This is a genomic window from Bacillus sp. CHD6a, from assembly GCF_001293645.1.
Taxonomy (GTDB): Bacteria; Bacillota; Bacilli; order Bacillales; family Bacillaceae_I; genus Sutcliffiella_A.
In genome coordinates this window covers 119,205-139,007 of record NZ_LBMD01000001.1, presented here as the reverse complement: position 1 = coordinate 139,007, position 19,803 = coordinate 119,205, and the positions used below count along the sequence as shown (strand labels likewise).

Here is a 19,803-nt window from a genome sequence, read left to right as displayed (position 1 = left end):
GCACTATATAAAGTGTTTTTCACCCACCAAACATACTATATATTGATATTTTGTTGACCAAATAAAATAGGTTGGGATATAATGATTAAAGATAGAACAAACATTCGATTTAGAGGGGGACATATATGTTTGGTAACTTTAATAATCAGTTAGACGATTTATTACAACGTGTCGGACAAAAGCTTCAAATAAGCAAATCGCAGCGAGATCTAGCAGAAAATAGATACCTATCAGTAAGTACTTGGTTATCAAAAGATGAAACATACTTCAACGGGAAAGACATACTTATTTATCCTCATCCCTAAGCATTAACACCACTGTCAAACCACGTAAACAACAAGAATACGATCTTGACCTTGTTTGTGAAATTAATGAAAGCTGGCAAGGAAAAGACCCCATCAAATTTCTAGATTCCATTGAAAAACGCCTCAGAGAACAAGAAAAAATCGTTGCATTCGACTAAATTATGCAAATGAGTTTCATCTGGATATTCTGCCAGCTTATCCCACTGATAAAGGTAATAATACCAATGTCAAAGTGCCAGATAGAAAGGCAGAAGATTGGAAGGATAGCAATCCAAAAGGTTATGCCCAGTGGTTTAATGATCGATCAGAACAATATTGGCATGTACTTATGGAAAAGAAGGCATCTTCCATCCAGCCACTTCCTATTGACGAAGATCTAAATCGTAAGGCCCCGTTAAAACGTGCAGTCCAATTAATTAAACGTTACAGGGACATCTATTTCGAAAATGACTTAGAGTTTGCTCCAATAAGCATTGTTCTAACTACATTAGCAGGGATGTATTATAACGGGGAGGTTTCTGTTAACGAAGCCATTGATTGTATCTTAGAAAAAATTATACTTAATATTCCTCAAGTTGGCCGAATGAAGGTGTTCAACCCAACCAACAAAAAGGAAGAATTAAGTGAGCGTTGGGAAGGTCAACCTGATTTATACGAAAGGTTTTTAGATTTTATTCATGACTTTAAACAGCATTGGAATAAATTAAATAAGTTAGAAGGCATTAAAGATGTTACGACAGAGCTAAAGCTTATGTTTGGAGAGACTATTATTGAGGAAAGCCTCAAAGAGCAGGCGGAATTGGTGGAGAAAAATAGAACAGCGAATACGCTATTCATAGCATCTTCCGGGATACTGGTAGCAGCTTCAAAAGAAAATACGGTTCAGGTAAGGACGAATACATTCTATGGCCAGTAAGAGTAAGTATTTCAAGAAAGACCACCTAGCTTTAGGAAACCAAGTAATTGCGATGGAAAAATTGTTTCCTTCATTTGAAGTAAGTTGGAAGAAAAATACGGTAATTTGGACCGGTAACCTTACACCTACTGAAATTAGTGCTACTTATACAATACAAATTTCGTATTCACTTGACATGTCGCAACCATACGTCAAAGTTCAATCTCCTCAGCTAACAAAAAGAGGAGAGGAGAAGATCCCTCATATATATCCGGGACTAAAACTTTGTTTGTTCCGACCAAGAAAAAAAAAATGGTCAAAAAATATGTATATCGCTGAAACTATTATCCCCTGGACAAGCCTTTGGCTATACTACTATGAATTGTGGCACGCAACAGGAGAATGGTTAGGTGGCGGTGAACATTTTGAACCGATTAAAAAGAGGGGGAAAATAAATGAAGAAAGTGTTAACCATTGATGGTGGTGGGATAAAAGGAGTCTTTCCATCTTCCTTTTTAGCTTCTATTGAGGATGAAATAGAGGGTAACATAGGAGATTATTTCGATTTAATTGTTGGTACCTCTACTGGCGGTATTATTGCGTTAGGATTAGCATGTGGAATGGGTGCAAAGGAAATACTTACCTTCTATGAAAGTGAAGGCCCATCAATCTTTAAAGGGAATTCTTTATTGAAAACACTAAGACAAATCGGATGGGCAAAATATAGTCAAAAACCATTAGAAACTGCCTTAATAAATTGTTTTGGCTCAAAAAAAATAGGTGAGTGTAAAACCCGGGTGATGATTCCATCTTTAAATTTAGAGACCGGGGAAGTATATTTATATAAAACCGCTCATCACGACCGTTTCAAGAGGGACTTTAAGAGATCTATTGTTGAAGCAGCTCTAGCAACATCTGCGGCACCTACCTTTTTTCCAACTAAGCGTACCGAGTCTGGCACTCCTTTAGTAGATGGGGGAATGTGGGCAAATAACCCTGTTGGAATTGCAGTAGTAGAGGCAATTGGAGTGCTAAATTGGAAACCAGGAACATTTCAGGTGCTAAGTATAGGATGCTTATCGGAACCATTTTCAATTGAGCGTGCCAGAAAATTAGCATTGGGAAGAGGATATTGGGGAATTAAAGCTGTAGAAGCATTTATGAGCGGTCAATCATCACAATCTCTAGGGACAGCAAAACTTCTCGCAGGCTCCGAACATGTTCATAGGTATGATATTTCAGTTGAAAAAAATCGCTATAAACTTGATGGAGTGAATGAAATAGAATCGTTAAAAGGATTGGGGGATTCAGAAGCGCGAAAAACGTTAAACAAACTTGAAACGATATTTTTCCAGAAAAAAGCAGAACAGTTTATTCCATATTATCATAACGAAAAGGCTATTGTTTAGTTTAGAAGGATAGCTATTTTTAAAGCATGGTTTAAAATTTTTAAGATTTAATGACACAAAAGTCCTTAATATTAAGGACTTTTGTGTCATTATAATATAACAAGTAAACCCTATATCATTTCAAAAAGACTTTTGTGTCAATATATTTAGTACTTTTGTGTCGCTCGTCATATACTTAATGAAAGAGAGTGGATGTGCTCTCTTTTAAATTTTAGTTTGGGTTTACATAATTCTAATTATAGGAAGTTATATAAAATTAACTTATTTGTATCAAAAACAAAGTAAACTTAAGATAATGAGACAAAATTAATAAAAATGATTTAAATGCATTGTTTAATTATTTATTAATATTAATTGGATTTATTTAATAAACTTAATATATTTATTATTAAATTCAGAACCAAAAACCAAACTAAGTTTTTCTGGCTGATCGGATTTAATTATTTTTTGATCTATTATTGTCCCTAATGAAATTTATTATAAACCTTAATGTACATTCATCTCTTTTTATTACGGTTTACATAATAATATTACCGCAATCATTTTGTCCCTCCATTGCTGCCAATAATCTTTACATGTATTTATTGCTCAAGCGTATTAACTCTAAAGTAATGCAATAAGATGTTAGAAATCCCTTTCTGTGGAGGTGTTTCTTTGGAAAAGCATATGCATGAATTCTTTCTTCACCACGCCATTCATTTAGCTGTACAAAATGTTAAAGAAAACGGCGGTCCATTTGGCGCAGTTATTACAAAAAATAATCAAATAATTGCTGAAGGTGTCAACAAAGTTACCAGTAACCTCGATCCAACAGCCCATGCTGAAGTAATGGCTATACGGCAGGCTTGCTATAGTTTACAAACCTTTGAACTTAAAGATTGTATACTTTATAGCAGCTGTGAGCCTTGTCCGATGTGTCTTGGAGCTATATATTGGGCACGAATTCCCACTGTATATTTTGCTGCAGATCGAAAAGACGCTGCCGCCATTCATTTTGATGATGAATTTATCTACCGTGAAGTTCAACTTGATCCTGCAAATCGAACCCTCCCTTTTATTCATTTACCTCTAGTAAACTCCTTGCAGCCATTTATAAATTGGAGTAAAAAAGTTGATCGGACTCATTATTGAAAAACAACGCCACGTTGCAATGGCGTTGTTTTTATTAATTCTTTATTGTTTTTTGTTGAAACAATGTTTTTACTTTTTGAGTTGTAATAACCTCTGCAAATTCTTGGTGTAATGCGGATAAGGCGTGGTGATGCACTTCTTCTGCAGGTAGCTTCATACCGTCATAGGAAACAGTCTCATATGCTGCAGTTGCGTCACTACAAACATACGTTCTGTAACCGAGATTTCCAGCCATTCTTACTGTAGTGGATATGCAATGATTGGAGGTTAATCCAATAACAATTAGTGTTTGAAAGCCATTTTTCTTTAGGTAACTGTCCAATTCTGTTCCGATAAAACAACTGTTCACATTTTTACGGATAAAATATTCATCTTCCATCGGCTCAAATCCCGGTTTTAAAGCAAATCCAGGGTTGCTGGGATGAAGTTTAGAATTTGGGTCTTGGGATACGTGTTGAACATGAATAATAGGAAACTCATTTTGTCTCCATGATTTCATCAGTTCTAGCATTCTATCTTCTGCATCCAGGTTATTGCGTTGCCCCCATGCTGGATCATCAAATCCTTTTTGTACATCTACAACTAGTAATACCGGCTTCATAATACATCCCCTCTCTTTCCTCCACTATATTATTAGACCTTTACTATAGATATGCTTGAATAAAGGCTTGGATTAACTTTTCTTGGTGCATTAATTATTCCATATTATATCAGGAATTGCATTCTCTCCTGTTACAGAAACAATTTTAAACTGGAGAGTTTGGTCATTTTTAAGCTGTTCTACCTTTTTATACTGATCTTCTACTTTAAAACTACCACCTTCTACATTTCCCGGATTTACTTCTACATTTTTGTTCTACAATTAACCATTCAAAACACTTATATAATTTACATAATATAATTCCTGTAAACCTAATATCACTTTCTACGTAACACTCTTCTCCAAACATATACAAAAAAACCGCCCCTCCACACCAAAACCCAACGCAGAAAAGCGGTCCAAACTAACTTTATCCTATTTTTCCTTACCTTCTACTTCCTCTTCCTTCTCTACCCACATCTCCACTACATCTCCTGCTTCCTGTTGATCCAGGACGAAGGATCCGTTTGAATAGCGGTCATTGTTGCGGTAAGAGGCGGCCGCAAGCTTCTCCACCAAGCCTTTTTCAGTTTGTACATAAATAAAACTGGAAGGCTCCACAAGATCAACTGCTGCTATCTGATGTGGATTATTTTTTACTTCTCGAAGCATAACTAGCCCGCGTTTAGCGCGTGATGCTTTATCAAACTCGGTAATTTTTAATTTCTTCACGGCACCGCGATGGGTGGCAATAAACAGCATGGCTTTTGATTCCTTCTCGAATACTAAGCCGCTCACAACAAAATCATTATCTTTCAAGTTTATACCTTTTACACCTGCCGCACGGGCACCTACGACGTTAATTTCTTCTTCTGTAAACCAAAGTCCGTACCCGCTTCTTGTCGCCAAAAAGATGTCCTGATTGCCATCTGTAAGGTGAACATCCACTACCTGGTCATCACCTTTCAGGTTTACAGCCATCAGTGGTTTAGAGTAGCGTTGTGCTTTATAGGCGCTCAATTCTGTTTTCTTGACCATTCCGTTACGTGTTACGAACAACAAGAATTGAGGATTTTCGAAATTGCTGACAGGTATTGCTTTTATAATCGACTCATCTCGGTCAATGGGAACAATATTTGCTACATGTTGGCCCATATCCTTCCAGCGGATGTCCGGAAGTTCATGGACTGGCAGGAACAAATAATTACCCTTGTTGGTGAACAATAGCAACGTTTGCGTTGTATTTATATCTAACTTAGAGATAATTCTGTCCGTTTCTTTCATGCCGAAATCTTGTCCATTGGAAGCAGAGAAAGAACGTAAGCTTGTACGCTTTACGTATCCGTCTTTTGTAACGGTTACGATGACGTCTTCTGAAGGGATCATGACTTCCAGGTTGATCTTAATCTCTTCAATTTGATCTTGGATTTTTGATCGGCGCTCATTTGTATAGAGTTTCTTCACGCGTTTTAAATCTGACTTGATAACAGAGAATAACTTTTTCTCGCTTGCTAGAATTGCTTCTAACTCCGCAACCTTCTTAGCAAGTTCATCGGCTTCCGCTTGCAATGCCGTGATATCCGTATTGGTCAAACGGTATAACTGCAAGGAAACGATTGCTTCCGCTTGTGGCTCTGTAAAAGTGAACTTGGCAATCAAGTTATCTTTTGCATCGCGCTTGTCTTTGGAAGCACGGATAGTAGCAATTACTTCGTCTAATATAGAGAGTGCTTTCATTAAGCCTTCTACTACATGTTGACGTTCTTTTGCTCTATTCAACTCAAAACGTGAGCGGTTTGAGATTACTTCTTTCTGGTGATCTATGTATGCATCCAAAAAGTGTGGCAATCCCATTAATGTTGGGCGTTTTTTATAGATGGCAACCATGTTGAAGTTGAACGTGATTTGCAGATCGGTATTTTTATAAAGATAATTTAAAATACCATTGGCATCTGCTTCTTTTTTCAGTTCGATAACAACACGCAAGCCTGTACGGTCGGTTTCGTCCCTAACCTCAGAGATCCCGTCCACTTTTTTGTCATAGCGGAGTTCATCAATTTTCTTTACTAGATTTGCTTTATTCACTTCATATGGAACCTCTGTAATAACAATCTGTTGCTTGCCGCCACGGATATCCTCCACTTCTGCCAATCCACGAACGATGATTTTTCCTTTTCCAGTTTCGTAGGCTTTCTTGATACCTTCTACTCCTTGAATGATTCCTCCAGTAGGAAAATCAGGTCCTTTAACCACAGTCATAAGCTCATCAACTGTCACGGTAGGGTTATCGATGCGCATAATAGTTGCATCAATGACTTCTCCAAGATGATGTGGAGGAATGTCCGTTGCATATCCAGCAGATATTCCTGTAGAACCATTTACTAAAAGGTTTGGATACATGGCAGGAAGAACAACCGGTTCTTGGGATGTATCATCAAAGTTAGGAATGAATTCTACGGTTTTTTTATCAAGATCACGTAAAAGCTCGGAAGCGATTGGTGATAATCTTGCTTCCGTGTAACGCATTGCTGCTGGTGGGTCACCATCAATGCTACCGTTGTTACCATGCATTTCAATAAGCATATTACGTACTTTCCAGTCCTGACTCATACGCACCATTGCATCGTACACAGAGGAATCTCCATGTGGATGATAGTTACCGATTACGTTACCGACTGTTTTCGCAGACTTTCGGAATGGTTTATCATGCACATTTCCTTCTGCATACATGGCATATAAAATTCGTCGTTGTACTGGTTTAAGTCCATCACGGGCATCTGGTAATGCACGCTCTTGGATAATGTATTTACTATAACGTCCAAATCGGTCGCCTAAAACTTCCTCTAGGGGTAAGTCGTGAAATTTCTCTATCTGTGTCATCTGTTATACCTCCTCTGCTGCGACCAACAAGTTATCATTTTCAAGTATATTCGGGTCCTCTTCCAATCCAAAGGCAACATGGCTTTCAATCCACTTACGTCTTGGTTCCACTTTGTCACCCATTAGTGTGGTTACACGGCGTTCTGCACGGGCTGCATCGTCGATTCGTACACGTATTAAGGTACGAGTATCCGGGTTCATCGTTGTTTCCCATAATTGATCCGCGTTCATTTCCCCTAGACCTTTATAACGTTGGATAGTATAGCCGCGACCAATCTTCTGAATAGCTCCTTGCAACTCTTCATCAGACCAAGCGTATTCCAATACTTCTTTCTTCCCGGTCCCTTTGCTTACTTTGTAAAGAGGTGGAAGTGCGATAAATACTTTTCCAGCTTCAATAAGCGGCTTCATGTAGCGATAAAAGAACGTCAACAGCAATACTTGAATGTGTGCACCATCTGTATCGGCATCGGTCATAATGACCACTTTATCGTAGTTGATGTCTTCTACTGAAAAGTCCGGTCCAACTCCACCGCCAATCGCATGAATGATCGTATTAATCTCTTCGTTTTTAAAGATATCTGCAAGTTTCGCTTTTTCCGTGTTAATAACTTTTCCTCGTAGTGGCAAGACAGCTTGGAAACGGCGATCACGACCTTGTTTTGCTGAACCGCCTGCAGAGTCACCCTCCACCAGGTAAATTTCATTTTTCTGCGGGTTGCGTGATTGTGCTGGAGTCAATTTACCGCTAAGCATCGCATCAGATCGTTTTCTCTTTTTCCCGCTCCGTGCATCCTCTCTTGCTTTTCGAGCCGCTTCTCTCGCTTGGAAAGCTTTAATTGATTTTTTAACAAGCATCGAACTTGTTTCTGGATTTTCCTCCAGGAAGTAGGCAAGATGTTCTGACACCACACTATCTACCGCAGAACGTGCCTCACTTGTTCCTAGTTTTCCTTTTGTTTGCCCTTCAAACTGCAAGAGTTCCTCTGGGATACGAACGGAAATAATCGCAGATAGTCCTTCTCTTATATCTGACCCATCCAAATTTTTGTCTTTTTCTTTTAAAAGGTTTACTTTTCTAGCATATTCGTTAAATATACGGGTCATTGCTGTTTTAGCGCCAGCTTCATGTGTTCCGCCATCTTTCGTTCTCACGTTATTAACAAAGGACAAGATGGTTTCTGAATATCCATCATTAAATTGAAAAGCGAAATCTATCTCAATTCCGTTTTGGACACCTTCGAAAGAAACAACATTGTGAAGAGAATCCTTTTCCTCATTCAGGTAAGTGACGAAAGCCTCAATGCCGCTTTCATAATGAAATACCTCTTTTACAGAATTTCTTTCATCATTCAACTCTATTTTTAGCCCTTTTAACAAAAAGGCAGATTCTCGTAGACGTTCACATAATGTCTCAAAGTTATAAGTTGTGGTGCTAAAGATGGTTGTATCGGGCTTAAAATGGATAGTCGTACCTGTTTGATTGGTTGTTCCAATTTTCTCAAGTGTTGTGACAGGTTTACCTCCATTTTCAAATCGTTGCTCGTATACAATACCGTCCCGCTTGATCGTTACGGTCAACCATTCGGATAATGCATTCACGACGGATGCACCTACACCATGTAGTCCTCCACTCGTTTTGTAACCGCCTTGACCAAACTTTCCTCCTGCATGTAATACCGTTAAAATTACTTCGGGGGTAGGCTTTCCCATTTTATGCATTCCGGTAGGCATTCCACGGCCTTTATCCTTCACGCTAATGCTGTTATCTTTATGTATCGTCACAATGATATGATCCCCGTATCCACCCAACGCTTCGTCGACGGAGTTATCAAGGATTTCGTATACAAGGTGATGAAGACCTCTGCTGTCTGTGCTTCCAATGTACATCCCAGGACGTTTACGTACAGCCTCTAGACCTTCCAATACCTGTATCGCATCATCGTTATATTCAATCGTATTTTTTGCCACCAAAAACATACCCCTTTCACTACTACTACCAATAAAACATGTTATGTATGAATTTCCTTTTATCTATGCGGATTTGTCGTTTGTTCACAACAAATATTCGTTTATATATTATCATACATTTGAAACTTGTCTATGTTCTATTGTATAGGGTTCTTAGACTTTAGCCAATATCATCTGGCGTAAATTGTCATTAAATGAATAAAAATCCTTGTTTTTCGAAAAAAACAAGGACGAATATGACCTATTTGGTTAAAGCGTGCTCCACTTTAATGCAACGATCCATAATGACAGTATAGCCCTTTTCTTTTAACAGTTCATAGGTTTTTTCATCAGCAAGCCCGAGTTGTGCCCAGTATACGTCTGCATCTATTTGTAAAAACTCCTCAGCTACTCCAAATAAATGTTCTGAACGACGGAAAACATTGACGATATCAATATGACCTTCCACTTCTTTTAAAGTAGGAACAGCCTTTACCCCAAGCACTTCGTCTACAGTAGGATTAACTGGAATAATTTCATATCCTGCATCTTGCATCGCTTTTGAAACCATATAGGATGTACGCGTAGGATTATCAGACAAACCAACTACAGCAATCCGCTTGCTCTTTTTTAATATCTTTCCAATTTCTTCTCTGCTAGGAATTTTCATATTTTCTGTCCCCTTTACAAATTTTTTAAGTCAATTCTTACTGTTATACCCGTTTAATCCCGTTTTAACAACTTATAGTAACCTGATATTAGTACTTACTCACAAAAAATTCGCTATAATTGCAATTAACCCTTTGCATCCTGTTAAATTTAACATATATTAAAGATAGGGATTATTACATAAAGGGGTTTAATGAATGACTGAACTACTAATTATTATACTTGCATACCTTATCGGTTCCATACCTTTCGCACTTGTGGTGGGAAAAATAGGCTATGGCATCGACATCCGTGAACATGGAAGCGGGAACTTAGGCGGTACAAACACATTTCGTACCTTGGGTGTAAAAGCAGGAATGATTGTAACGATATGCGATATCTTAAAAGGGACATTCGCTGCCTCGTTGCCTATCTTACTAGGAGCTGACATTCATCCGCTTCTTGCCGGTGCCTGTGCCGTTGTCGGACATGTTTATCCGATTTTTGCAAAATTCAAAGGCGGTAAAGCAGTAGCAACTTCCGGTGGAGTCCTATTGTTCGCTAGTCCGCTTCTGTTCGGCTTAATGTTATTCTGCTTTTTTCTTTTCTTATTTTTGACGAAGTATGTATCTCTATCATCGATGCTTACTGGAGTAGTCACCACCATTTATAGTATTGCATTTGGAGATCTTCCGCTTATTATTGCTGTGTCACTACTTACGGCATTTGTTATTTTTAAACATCGGGCAAACATCGGCCGAATCATCCAGAAAACAGAGCCAAAGATCACTTGGTTAAGTTTAAAAAAGAAGAAGGTATCTTAGAGCATTCGAGTTTTCTCGAATGTTTTTTTATCTCATTAATGCTTTGTTACCACTTCTTTTACAGCTTTTTTGACCGCTTCATCCCATACTACATGTTTCTCAAAAGTTCCTTCTTCAAAAAATAGTGGGAACCTTTTCTTGAACCAGTCTTGCATAGGGAGCTCTAAGGCCTCCGATATTGCTACCCATTTTAATTCGCCTTCTGGTGGAGAAGATAACAGTTGTCCACCGAATGTATAGGTCACATAGTTAAACACCATATATCTCTCATTTTCCAACTCATTTACATATTCATCTAAACCTTTATAAATTAAGTTACTAACTTGCAAACCGGTTTCTTCAAGAACTTCTCTTATTGCACCTTCTGTAAGACTTTCGGGAAATTCTACTTTCCCGCCTGGTCCTATATAGCCTGGAAACCCTTTATGGGAAGGTCTATCAATTAATAGAACTTTATCTCCGTCCACTACAAGACACATCGTGTACATGCTAATCTTAGTCATTTTATTTTCCGCCTTTGAAAGCCATTATTCAGAAGGAGCCACAAGCTCTACTTTAATCCGGTCAGGATCTTCAAAAAATGCCGCATAGTAGTTTTCCCCGCCAGCATATGGATGTTTGTCCGTATATAGCATATTTACTCCACGAGCCTTCAGTTTTTTTGTTAAGTCGTCAACCTGATCTCGCGATGCTGCATGAAAAGCAAGATGGTTAAGGCCTACTCTGCAACGATGATAAGGAACATCCAAAAATCTTTCTTCCGCTTGAACAAATACTATATAGGTATTTTCTATTTTCCAACTTTGGCCACTTTTCCACGCTTGAAAGGGCTCATACCCCAGTTCATCGAGAAGCCATCCCCAGAATTCTTTCGTTTTCTCCAGGTCCGACACGTACAGTTCTATATGATGAATCAATCCTGACATAAACTAACACCTTCCACATGTAAAATACTGATTTTTGGCCATAATGACTGCCAATTTTTCTGTTTTATGCGATTTTCATAAATGCTTGCATGCTCTGCAGTTTTTTTAAAGAGAGGAGTGGGTTTTACCATTAAATTTAACAAGTCTTGAATACCACAAGGAGCCGCTAATTGTAACTCATTCTCCTGATTTAACTTTATGCCTATAGCCGTCGCGGTTTCTGGAAATTTAGACATTGCTTCCGTTGAATTAGCATAGGGTGGTAAATGATTAATGACATGCATTCTTGCTTGGTTTTTCACTGACCAGGGTACACCTGGGAACAGTTCTAGCAATCTTAACTCAAGAAATTTTTCCTTTCTTTCCGTTATATCAGTTTCATCAAAAAAGATAACATCAATATCAGGCAGAGGAGTTCTACTTTTATACCCGTGTAATGCCTCCCAGACTTTTGTTCTGACAAATCCAGCACATACCCACCAATCAGGTAGGTTTAGGGATTTTGCCGCTCTCAAAATATCCATCATCCATTCGTCTGATTCAATCAGATTCAAAACATCTTTTTCATTGTCTAACAAAAAAATGCCTCCTTTCACGGCATGCGAACGTATATTCTCATTATACAAAAGAAAGCACTATTTTAGCAAGACTTTCCAATCTATTGCTGTTTTTATGGACTGTACACCCAGGTCAATGGAAGTCTCGATATACCCAATAATCATTTCCATCGTGAAAACTTGTAACGGCTCGTCAGTTTGTGGGAGCATCATATCCTGTTCAGCATAAGGGATAAAAGATGATACTTGATTAAGGGACACTTCCTCTAACTCCAGTGGTTTCGCTGCATCTAGAATTCCCTTTAATAAATCAGGTTCAGTCTGATATTGAAACATCAATTTAGAATTTAAGAGCTTAAAGTCATGATGATATCTTTCTAATATAGTAGAATCATTTTCCAGCCTGTTTTTTAACCATGGTAAAAAGAATCCTTTAAGCCAAATATCATCTGCAATTAGATGTGTATAATAGCCTAAAATATAAGGGTGATCCTTGAAATTACTGTATTTATGTAGGAAAGCTTCATAATCAATGGACCTAGTGTAGTCGTTTGGATTTCCTTTGTAGAAATGAGACAGATCCTTAGGAGCAACAGCATCTGGTGCAACGGCTCCTAATATAAAGGAAGAAATATCCACTACTTTAATTCGGCAAGCAATTTCATGAGCAATAATGATATGCATTAATCGAGAACCCATCTTCTACTTCCCTCCTAGATGCTTCGTACAATTATATAATTCGCATTCCCACAGTCCCTCACGAACTTTGACCATGGAAACAGAGGTAATATTTAAATCATAACGAGTAAATCCTAGTCTTGTCATGACAACGCACCCCTTTAAAATAAGTAGAATGAATTTTTAGTTTAATTTAAATTATTTGAAATAACAACTCGAAAATATAAAAAAGAACACCCTTATAATAGGTGTCCTCCCTAATACATAGCCTTAACAATAACGGCGTATAGTACTTTCTAATTGTTCTTTAAAACCAGGAAGGTCCTGGGTTGTTACACGCATATTAACGAACGTCTCATCCATTTCCAGTGCTTCCGATAGAAAACTGCCAAGACCTCTAACTTTACGATCTACTTGGAGAACCAATTCTACTGAATTTCCAGTATTATTTGAGAAAATCATTTCAATTTCATCCAGTTTTCCTCTGAACGGGCCGGACGTTGGAACAAATTCGAACTCTTGAATGAACGGATAATGAGTTTGCCACCTATAAGGAGCAGCTTCACATTCTACTTTTCTTAAACGAAATCCTAATTGCTCCGCAGCACTCATGATGGTTGAGACTAGGGGAGATGGTTGAACATGAACCACATCTTTATCGGAAGGATCCACTGCATTTTTGATATCCAACCCTGTTTGTAACCACACCTTTGTGTTACCCATACTTACAGGTGTTTCATATGGCAATGTCAATGTAAAAGGAATTTCTTTCTTCTCATTAACACCAATTACAAACGAATCCACAATTTTCTTTTTTTCTAAAACGGCTTGTTTGTGAACTTTCGTATCATTCGATTCTTTTATATAATTTGTTAGTAAAGTTAAGTAGATTTCATCGATCTTCTGCTCAATAGAACCACCAGTGATTTCAACAATCCCCTTGATTTCCTCACCACATACAAAACTTGATTTAGCGAGTTTAGTATCTACCTTAGCAGCACCAATACCCACACTAGCTAATGCTTTGTTAAAAAAAGACATCCATACTCCTCCATTCATCATGAAAATTTAATAGACATTCATAATACGATTGATAGAAGGATAAGGTTTCAAAAGATATGAAATAAAATTAGTTACTAAATTCCATTAACCAACAATCTCTGTACTCACCTTCATGTAAAATATGCTCACGTAATTCTCTTATCTTTTTAAAGCCACATTTTTCATAACATTTTATCGCTCTTCCATTGGATAACATTGGGTCCATCACTATCTGATTGGCCCCTTTTTTAGTTAATAGGAAAGTAACCATTGTTGTAATGAGCAGGGTTCCTATCCCTTTGTTCCAGTAGCCGGTATCCCCTATAAACTGATCTAAGCCATAAACCCTCTCCATCTCAAAGTATTCTTCTAGTGTGCTAGTAGCCTTATTTATGGGGTAAACTTGAATATAACCAATGTTTTTTCCTTTATAGACGACCATACACCTTAATACTTCATCATCTCTATTAAAGAATTTCCTTAGGATATTTTCCATGTTGAATGTAACATTTCGCCCCTCATAGAACTCCAACACTTTGGGGTCAGTCAACCATTTAAGTAAATAATTTTCGTCCTTTCCTTGTTGGAGTTCTCTTACCAGTAACTCTTCATGATGATAGATCATAACAGCACCTACCCTGTTCCATAGGATTTTTTGAACCAGTAATGAATTTCATTTTCTAAGCATTCTAGTAGTTCCCTATCAGGATTCATAAGCTTTAATCTAAAGTAAAGGGATTTAAAAAAATTAGTTACGTTCATTTTACTTTGGTAAAAGGGCATTGTTTGTCCATGCTTTATGTATTCTTTTTTCAAGATAAATGAGAGATCTTTTATCCAGCTCATAAGCGTCTTTATATCCAAATTTTGTTCTAACAGGGCTTCTACAGCAAAAATAAGCCGCTCTTCTTCTTCATCTTGGTATACTGCTTCTTTTAGGAGGCAAGTATTAATAGCTTTAAGTACATCAGAAAGTAGAGTGATATGAAAATGAGGATGCCTTACCAGGGCAGTCAACATATCAGCTCCATGAGCGATACTATGCGCCCATCCCTTATCCTTAACAAATCCGCGGGTATCCTTTTCTTTATCTAGATATTCTATGATTGCTGTCTTTATTTCTAGCAATCTAATAGCATCAATATTTCTCCCATCGTCGTTCGCCAAAATTAATGCAACAACCAAAGAAGCGAAGGATCTAGTGAAAACAGAGTCTGTCCTTTCTTCTCCTATTTTATAAAACAGATGCTTCTCATCCAAACATATTTCTAACATATTATGAACCTTACTTTGTGGGATGAATCCACTGTTAATAAATTTTGCAAAGTTAGAGTAAATCAGATTATCACGAAGAATGGGGTCTGTTGAACCGATGTGCTTCAACATGGAATCTATAAGGCTATCGCGAAAAGTTTCGTCTTCTAGTATTTTTTTATCTTCAATTGTTAAAAGCTCATGCTTTAGGGTTACTTCTTCGAACACCAAATTCTCTGCCTTCCTTCTCATTAATAAATTTGACAATAGCAGGCAAACAACCGAGATCCTCTATAATAAAGTCTGCATCCACTTCATTCCAATATGAGTCTCTCTTCCAAACTGTTGTCATGCCGACAGCTTTAGCAGCAGTCACATCATTCTTGGGATGATCCCCAACAAAAAGACATTCGTTTACTGATACTTGTAGAGATTCCGCTGATCTGCGGAAAATTTCCGGATTCGGCTTTTTGATTCCTTCCCGCTCCGAAACAAGAATAGATTGGAAAAATGGGGCAATTCCCAGCGCTTTTACATTGTTCATTTGGAAAACTTCAAAACCGTTCGTTATCATTCCTAATGAAAGGTTGTCTTAAGAAAGTCGCTTAAGTGTGTTTTCTACATGATCAAAAGGGGTACAGTGCAATGGAAAGTGATGGATATAGTCATCCAAAAGTTCTTTCCAAGTCCGTCCCTCTATTAGAAATTCAGCAATAAGCTGCTGATAGACTTTATCCTTCCAAACATACCCGCGAGCATCCAACTCGATAAATCTATCCATATAGGCATTTTTGTGAATATGCCTGAAAGCTTCCCTACACCTTTCATACTGATCATCAACGAACTTCTCTAAGGAAACAGCCCTATTCAAAAGTGTCCCATCAAGATCAAATATAACTGCCCTAATCAAATTTTTGCTCTTCGCTTGATTCTAGTTCAACTATCTTTTCAGTAATCAAATTTGCCAATATGTCATAGCCAGCATCACCAAAATGCAAACCATCATTTAATATGCCGACAAGTACTTCTTTATAATCCGGTCTAGAGTACAATTCTGTGTAGAAGTCAATCAAATAGCTGCCAGTTTCCTTTGAAACTCGTTTAACTGCCTCTGCATATCTAGCCAGTTCGTTGTTTTTCCTGTTTGGTTGTAATGCTTCATCCACTGGAGGCGGAGTGAGGAGTATCGTTTTATCTGGTCCGATTAGTTTGGTGATCTTTAACAAGTTCTCTTCGTAAGTGTTAAGTGCCACCTTTTTATGAACAGCAGCATCATTCGAGCCAAATAAAACAGTTACTAAATCGGGGCTATGTGTTAATACATCCTTTTCCATTCTTTTTAATGCATCCTTCGTGGTGTTAGCAGATACCCCTGCGTTAACAACTCTGAACTGAGGAAGTTGAAAAGTAAGTTTTTCAGTAAGTTGAGGGTTATCCTTTCCTTCATGCCTTGCAGTTAAACTATCACCAAAACAGACTAGTGTTTTCATATGAATAAAGACCACCTTTGAAATAATAATTCTAGTTTACATGTTACCATAAAATAGAAAAAAGCACCCATTCTCTCAATGACAATGAATGCTTTCTTTTAGTTAAACTGCTTTTTTAGTAGTTGAAATTTCTGTTCCATCTCTTCTTTTTCGATTGAACATTTTACGGATACCCACTCCAAGATCATGGAAAAGCATGTAGACAGAAGGAATCAGTACCAATGTTATTAAAGTTGAAAACAATAGTCCAGCAATGACCACTGTGGCTAATGGTGCCTGATAGTTGCTTGCTGCTCCTGTTGAAATGGCAAGCGGCAACATTCCTCCAACTGTCGTCAACGTCGTCATGAAGATTGGGCGTATTCTATTCATACCCGCTTCTACCATTGCTTCCCCTACTGCATAATCTTCTGCTCTCAGCTGTTTGGCTCGGTCAATCAATAGAATAGCATTATTTAAAACAATCCCAATTAACATAATGACCCCCATCCCTGACATAATACTCAATTCACGCTGCGTTAAAAGCAAGCCAAGAATAACACCAGTGAATGTCATTGGAATAATCGTCATCACAATGATTGGATGTAGCAAATGGTTGAATTGGACAGCCATCACAACATATACCAAGAAGATAGCAATGACTAAGATGACTAACATATCCTGAATGGCTTCTTGTTGTTGCTCCAAACTTCCGCCAAGAGAAATGGTATACCCATCTGGTGTATTAAATTCCTCGACCATCTTTTGGACATCTCTGTTTACCGAGCCTAAATCACGTTCCTCGATATTCGCCAGAACCTTGACAACCCGCTCCCCGTCTTTATGATCAATTTGCCCTGGTGCTTTCACTTGCTTAAATGAAATGTAATTTGAAAGGTTTTTAGGACCGTCCTGTGTGTTAACCTCAAGATCTAATAACTGCTTTTTGTTTGTGATTACTTCATTTGGAGCAACTAAAATAGGTGTTGCGTCTTCGTCTTGCAAAGCACCTATTGGAACGGAAGAAGATAAACTATTTAATTGCCCTAAAATTTGTAACGGAGTTATTCCGTCCATTGTCATCTCTGCTTCATTTAGAACAATTAATTCTTCGTCCATCAGTGTTCCAAGTGATGTAGTGGTTCCTATGATTCCATCTATCTCATTTAATTTTTTTACCAAATCAGAGGAAAGCGACGTCAGACCATCAAGATCCTCTCCACTTAACTCGATTTGAACAGGATAACTTGCTCCAGCACTCATAACAGAAGTAACGTCCACAACAGGATAATCTTCTTTTAATTCAAGCAATCCCGAAAGAATTTGCTCGTTTACTTCTTTTTGCTCTAAGGTGGCTACTTCTTCTGGGGTCATGTTAATTAGAACAAACATAAATTCTATCTGATCGAGTACAAAACCTTCTTTAACATCCGGAGTATCAACAAGCTTGGCATGTATTGCTTCTGCTATTTCGTTTTTCTGGTCTGGTGTCACTCCTTTATCTAAGGTAACCATTATTTCCGAATAACGATTATACATGTCAGGCATGATGGTCATCGGCACTTTTGTTACTAACGTTAAAGAACTGATAAACATGACGAAAAATAGAAAGATGACACCGTAGCGTCTGCGCTTTTTAACGGTCAGCCAACTGATGAACCTACCATAAGACAAGATAACTTTACTCTCTTTTTTAGTTTGTTGCTTTTTGGTCAATGTCAAGAAATTTTCAGAAAGGGATGGGATGAGTGTGAAAGAAACGATCACTGAACTAACGAGTGTCACAATCACTACAACAGATAATATGATCATGAACTTCCCAGCTTCTCCACCTAACAAACCGATTGGTAAGAAAACAACAATGGTGGTTAGCATCGAGGCAAATACCGCAGAGGCAACTTCCTTTACCCCAGTTAATACAGCTTCCCGGTTCTGTAAACCTTGCTCTTTTTTACGATAAATCGATTCTAAAATAACGATGGAAGCGTCCACTATCATACCAATTCCTAACCCTAGAGCTATTAAACTCAGCATATTAATGCTGTATCCTAAAAACCACATACTTGCAAAAGTAAGTAAGATAGATATTGGAATAGAGATACCAATGATCATGGTTGCTCTTACATTTCGAAGGAATAGGAAAAGCACTACGATGGCCAGCAATCCTCCGATTAATATGTTGCTTGAAACACCATCCACTGCTTCGCTAACATAATCTGCTTGAGCTACTACTTCTTCAAATTCAAATCCATTAACAAGTCCTTCTTGCCTTATTTTCTCCACTTCCGCACGGACCGCTTCTGCCATTTCGATTTGTGTAACTTCAGAAACACGCCCAATTTGTACCATTACCACGTCCTGACTACCGTCTTTCCAAACACCCGAAGAAGTTTCCCGAACCTGGAGATTAATTTCAGCAAGTTCATTAAGTTCTTTCACACCAGACACTGTCGGTATAAGAATACCTTTAATATCCTCCACATTTGTTAAAGAGGTATTCCATCTGACAGTTGGTTCGTTTGCTTCCTCCGTTAGTTCTCCGAAGGACGTTATCAGATTAGACTGTTGGATTGTTTGAATGATTTGCTGTGAGTCCACACCAGCTTTTTGTAATTCATTATTCTTTAATTGAATGATCACTTCATTCTCTTCTAATCCATCAAACTTCACATCGCTTACTTCCGGCAATGCTTCTAGTCTGGGCTCTACTACATTTTTTGCAAAGGCCGAAATGTCTTGCATGTTACCTTTAAAAATATCCATATAAAACTCATATTCCTGACTGGTAGTCATTTGAAAACTATTTATATACTGAACACCAGGAATTTGCGTGGACAAAGGTGCTACTGCGGCCTCTATATTTTTATGTACTTCATCCCCTCTTCCTTCTTCTATCATGACAGTGATAGAAGACTTTCCTACATATGTAGCAGAAGTATGAGATTCCACACCATCTAATCCGCTTAGAATTTGTTCAATTGGTTTTGTTACTTTATCTTCTACATCCAATACAGGCATTTGTCCTGCGTCTACCTGGACAATTGTCATGTCAAAGGAAATAGGTGGCATCAATTCCTGATCTAGTTTGTTCAGCGAATAGAAGCCAATCATAAATACGAACACAACTAAAAGTCCAACAGCGATTTTCCTTTTTAAAACAAAATCCATTATCGACATCCTCAAAGTCTCCTCCCCATTCACAATAATAAGAATACATTCCCAACACCCAAAATTGATTATATGCTGTACAAATTCA

The 19,803-nt window shown here is 37.9% G+C and carries 19 protein-coding genes and 1 pseudogene; 6 read left to right on the top strand and 14 right to left on the bottom strand.

What is annotated here, in order from left to right; all coding sequences use genetic code 11:
- Nucleotides 1–125: 125 nt before the first annotated feature.
- The 5 genes from AAV98_RS20650 to AAV98_RS00765 all read left to right on the top strand — a co-directional run bounded on the left by AAV98_RS20650 (nt 126) and on the right by AAV98_RS00765 (nt 3,740).
- Nucleotides 126–305: a hypothetical protein gene (locus tag AAV98_RS20650; protein ID WP_231687666.1), complete on the top strand. Its 180-nt coding sequence runs from the start codon at nt 126–128 to the stop codon at nt 303–305.
- Nucleotides 306–453: 148 nt separating this feature from the next.
- Nucleotides 454–1,221 carry a hypothetical protein gene (locus tag AAV98_RS00780; protein WP_331456865.1) on the top strand — a complete coding sequence of 256 codons (768 nt, stop codon included), beginning with the start codon at nt 454–456 and terminating at the stop codon, nt 1,219–1,221.
- Nucleotides 1,222–1,273: 52 nt separating this feature from the next.
- The gene (locus AAV98_RS00775) at nt 1,274–1,678 is read left to right on the top strand and encodes a hypothetical protein (protein WP_156317548.1); all 405 of its coding nucleotides are present in this window, start codon (nt 1,274–1,276) and stop codon (nt 1,676–1,678) included.
- Complete coding sequence (locus tag AAV98_RS00770) at nt 1,656–2,609, top strand: CBASS cGAMP-activated phospholipase (RefSeq protein ID WP_060663647.1); 954 nt, start codon at nt 1,656–1,658, stop codon at nt 2,607–2,609. The genes AAV98_RS00775 and AAV98_RS00770 overlap by 23 nt, the downstream gene beginning before the upstream one ends.
- 666 nt (nt 2,610–3,275) lie before the next feature.
- Nucleotides 3,276–3,740, top strand: a complete 465-nt coding sequence (locus AAV98_RS00765; protein ID WP_060663994.1) for a nucleoside deaminase — start codon at nt 3,276–3,278, stop codon at nt 3,738–3,740.
- Between the two features lie 34 nt (nt 3,741–3,774).
- On the opposite strand, the gene AAV98_RS00760 is transcribed toward AAV98_RS00765, so the two are convergent.
- The 4 genes from AAV98_RS00760 to AAV98_RS00745 all read right to left on the bottom strand — a co-directional run bounded on the left by AAV98_RS00760 (nt 3,775) and on the right by AAV98_RS00745 (nt 9,820).
- Nucleotides 3,775–4,341 carry a cysteine hydrolase family protein gene (locus AAV98_RS00760; RefSeq protein ID WP_060663646.1) on the bottom strand — a complete coding sequence of 189 codons (567 nt, stop codon included), beginning with the start codon at nt 4,339–4,341 and terminating at the stop codon, nt 3,775–3,777.
- A 414-nt stretch (nt 4,342–4,755) separates the two neighbouring features.
- Nucleotides 4,756–7,200: a DNA topoisomerase IV subunit A gene (parC, locus tag AAV98_RS00755; protein ID WP_060663645.1), complete on the bottom strand. Its 2,445-nt coding sequence runs from the start codon at nt 7,198–7,200 to the stop codon at nt 4,756–4,758.
- Nucleotides 7,201–7,203: 3 nt separating this feature from the next.
- Complete coding sequence (parE, locus tag AAV98_RS00750; RefSeq protein ID WP_197284193.1) at nt 7,204–9,180, bottom strand: DNA topoisomerase IV subunit B; 1,977 nt, start codon at nt 9,178–9,180, stop codon at nt 7,204–7,206.
- 232 nt (nt 9,181–9,412) lie between these two features.
- On the bottom strand, nt 9,413–9,820 hold the full coding sequence (locus AAV98_RS00745) for a CoA-binding protein (RefSeq protein ID WP_060663644.1): 408 nt from the start codon (nt 9,818–9,820) through the stop codon (nt 9,413–9,415).
- A 196-nt stretch (nt 9,821–10,016) separates the two neighbouring features.
- Between AAV98_RS00745 and plsY the strand changes: the two genes are divergently transcribed.
- On the top strand, nt 10,017–10,622 hold the full coding sequence (plsY, locus tag AAV98_RS00740) for a glycerol-3-phosphate 1-O-acyltransferase PlsY (RefSeq protein WP_060663643.1): 606 nt from the start codon (nt 10,017–10,019) through the stop codon (nt 10,620–10,622).
- Nucleotides 10,623–10,657: 35 nt separating this feature from the next.
- On the opposite strand, the gene AAV98_RS00735 is transcribed toward plsY, so the two are convergent.
- The 10 genes and pseudogenes from AAV98_RS00735 to AAV98_RS00690 all read right to left on the bottom strand — a co-directional run bounded on the left by AAV98_RS00735 (nt 10,658) and on the right by AAV98_RS00690 (nt 19,724).
- The gene (locus AAV98_RS00735; protein ID WP_060663642.1) at nt 10,658–11,125 is read right to left on the bottom strand and encodes an 8-oxo-dGTP diphosphatase; all 468 of its coding nucleotides are present in this window, start codon (nt 11,123–11,125) and stop codon (nt 10,658–10,660) included.
- Between the two features lie 24 nt (nt 11,126–11,149).
- Nucleotides 11,150–11,548, bottom strand: coding sequence for a VOC family protein (locus tag AAV98_RS00730; RefSeq protein ID WP_060663641.1), 399 nt, complete (start codon nt 11,546–11,548; stop codon nt 11,150–11,152).
- Nucleotides 11,536–12,126 carry a nucleotidyltransferase family protein gene (locus tag AAV98_RS00725; protein ID WP_231687665.1) on the bottom strand — a complete coding sequence of 197 codons (591 nt, stop codon included), beginning with the start codon at nt 12,124–12,126 and terminating at the stop codon, nt 11,536–11,538. Before AAV98_RS00725 ends, AAV98_RS00730 begins: the two co-directional genes overlap by 13 nt.
- Nucleotides 12,127–12,183: 57 nt before the next feature.
- Nucleotides 12,184–12,804 (bottom strand): zinc dependent phospholipase C family protein, encoded by a 621-nt coding sequence (locus AAV98_RS00720; RefSeq protein WP_060663640.1) that lies wholly within the window; start codon nt 12,802–12,804, stop codon nt 12,184–12,186.
- Between the two features lie 249 nt (nt 12,805–13,053).
- Complete coding sequence (locus tag AAV98_RS00715) at nt 13,054–13,824, bottom strand: sporulation protein (protein ID WP_060663639.1); 771 nt, start codon at nt 13,822–13,824, stop codon at nt 13,054–13,056.
- An 88-nt stretch (nt 13,825–13,912) separates the two neighbouring features.
- Nucleotides 13,913–14,449: a GNAT family N-acetyltransferase gene (locus AAV98_RS00710; RefSeq protein WP_060663638.1), complete on the bottom strand. Its 537-nt coding sequence runs from the start codon at nt 14,447–14,449 to the stop codon at nt 13,913–13,915.
- An 8-nt stretch (nt 14,450–14,457) separates the two neighbouring features.
- The gene (locus AAV98_RS00705; protein WP_231687674.1) at nt 14,458–15,306 is read right to left on the bottom strand and encodes a DUF2785 domain-containing protein; all 849 of its coding nucleotides are present in this window, start codon (nt 15,304–15,306) and stop codon (nt 14,458–14,460) included.
- Nucleotides 15,278–15,988 (bottom strand): annotated as a pseudogene (locus tag AAV98_RS00700) (HAD family hydrolase). Before AAV98_RS00700 ends, AAV98_RS00705 begins: the two are co-directional and overlap by 29 nt.
- Complete coding sequence (locus AAV98_RS00695) at nt 15,981–16,568, bottom strand: GDSL-type esterase/lipase family protein (protein WP_060663636.1); 588 nt, start codon at nt 16,566–16,568, stop codon at nt 15,981–15,983. Before AAV98_RS00695 ends, AAV98_RS00700 begins: the two are co-directional and overlap by 8 nt.
- A 102-nt stretch (nt 16,569–16,670) precedes the next feature.
- The gene (locus tag AAV98_RS00690) at nt 16,671–19,724 is read right to left on the bottom strand and encodes an efflux RND transporter permease subunit (RefSeq protein ID WP_060663635.1); all 3,054 of its coding nucleotides are present in this window, start codon (nt 19,722–19,724) and stop codon (nt 16,671–16,673) included.
- Between the last annotated feature and the right edge of the window lie 79 nt (nt 19,725–19,803).

Coding starts and splice junctions, on each gene's coding strand:
- AAV98_RS20650 (WP_231687666.1), top strand. CDS start 126: ATGTTTGGTAACTTTAATAATCAGTTAGACGATTTATTACAACGTGTC.
- AAV98_RS00775 (WP_156317548.1), top strand. CDS start 1,274: ATGGAAAAATTGTTTCCTTCATTTGAAGTAAGTTGGAAGAAAAATACG.
- AAV98_RS00770 (WP_060663647.1), top strand. CDS start 1,656: ATGAAGAAAGTGTTAACCATTGATGGTGGTGGGATAAAAGGAGTCTTT.
- AAV98_RS00765 (WP_060663994.1), top strand. CDS start 3,276: ATGCATGAATTCTTTCTTCACCACGCCATTCATTTAGCTGTACAAAAT.
- AAV98_RS00760 (WP_060663646.1), bottom strand. CDS start 4,341: ATGAAGCCGGTATTACTAGTTGTAGATGTACAAAAAGGATTTGATGAT.
- parC (WP_060663645.1), bottom strand. CDS start 7,200: ATGACACAGATAGAGAAATTTCACGACTTACCCCTAGAGGAAGTTTTA.
- parE (WP_197284193.1), bottom strand. CDS start 9,180: ATGTTTTTGGTGGCAAAAAATACGATTGAATATAACGATGATGCGATA.
- AAV98_RS00745 (WP_060663644.1), bottom strand. CDS start 9,820: ATGAAAATTCCTAGCAGAGAAGAAATTGGAAAGATATTAAAAAAGAGC.
- plsY (WP_060663643.1), top strand. CDS start 10,017: ATGACTGAACTACTAATTATTATACTTGCATACCTTATCGGTTCCATA.
- AAV98_RS00735 (WP_060663642.1), bottom strand. CDS start 11,125: ATGACTAAGATTAGCATGTACACGATGTGTCTTGTAGTGGACGGAGAT.
- AAV98_RS00730 (WP_060663641.1), bottom strand. CDS start 11,548: ATGTCAGGATTGATTCATCATATAGAACTGTACGTGTCGGACCTGGAG.
- AAV98_RS00720 (WP_060663640.1), bottom strand. CDS start 12,804: ATGGGTTCTCGATTAATGCATATCATTATTGCTCATGAAATTGCTTGC.
- AAV98_RS00715 (WP_060663639.1), bottom strand. CDS start 13,824: ATGTCTTTTTTTAACAAAGCATTAGCTAGTGTGGGTATTGGTGCTGCT.
- AAV98_RS00710 (WP_060663638.1), bottom strand. CDS start 14,449: ATGATCTATCATCATGAAGAGTTACTGGTAAGAGAACTCCAACAAGGA.
- AAV98_RS00695 (WP_060663636.1), bottom strand. CDS start 16,568: ATGAAAACACTAGTCTGTTTTGGTGATAGTTTAACTGCAAGGCATGAA.
- AAV98_RS00690 (WP_060663635.1), bottom strand. CDS start 19,724: ATGTCGATAATGGATTTTGTTTTAAAAAGGAAAATCGCTGTTGGACTT.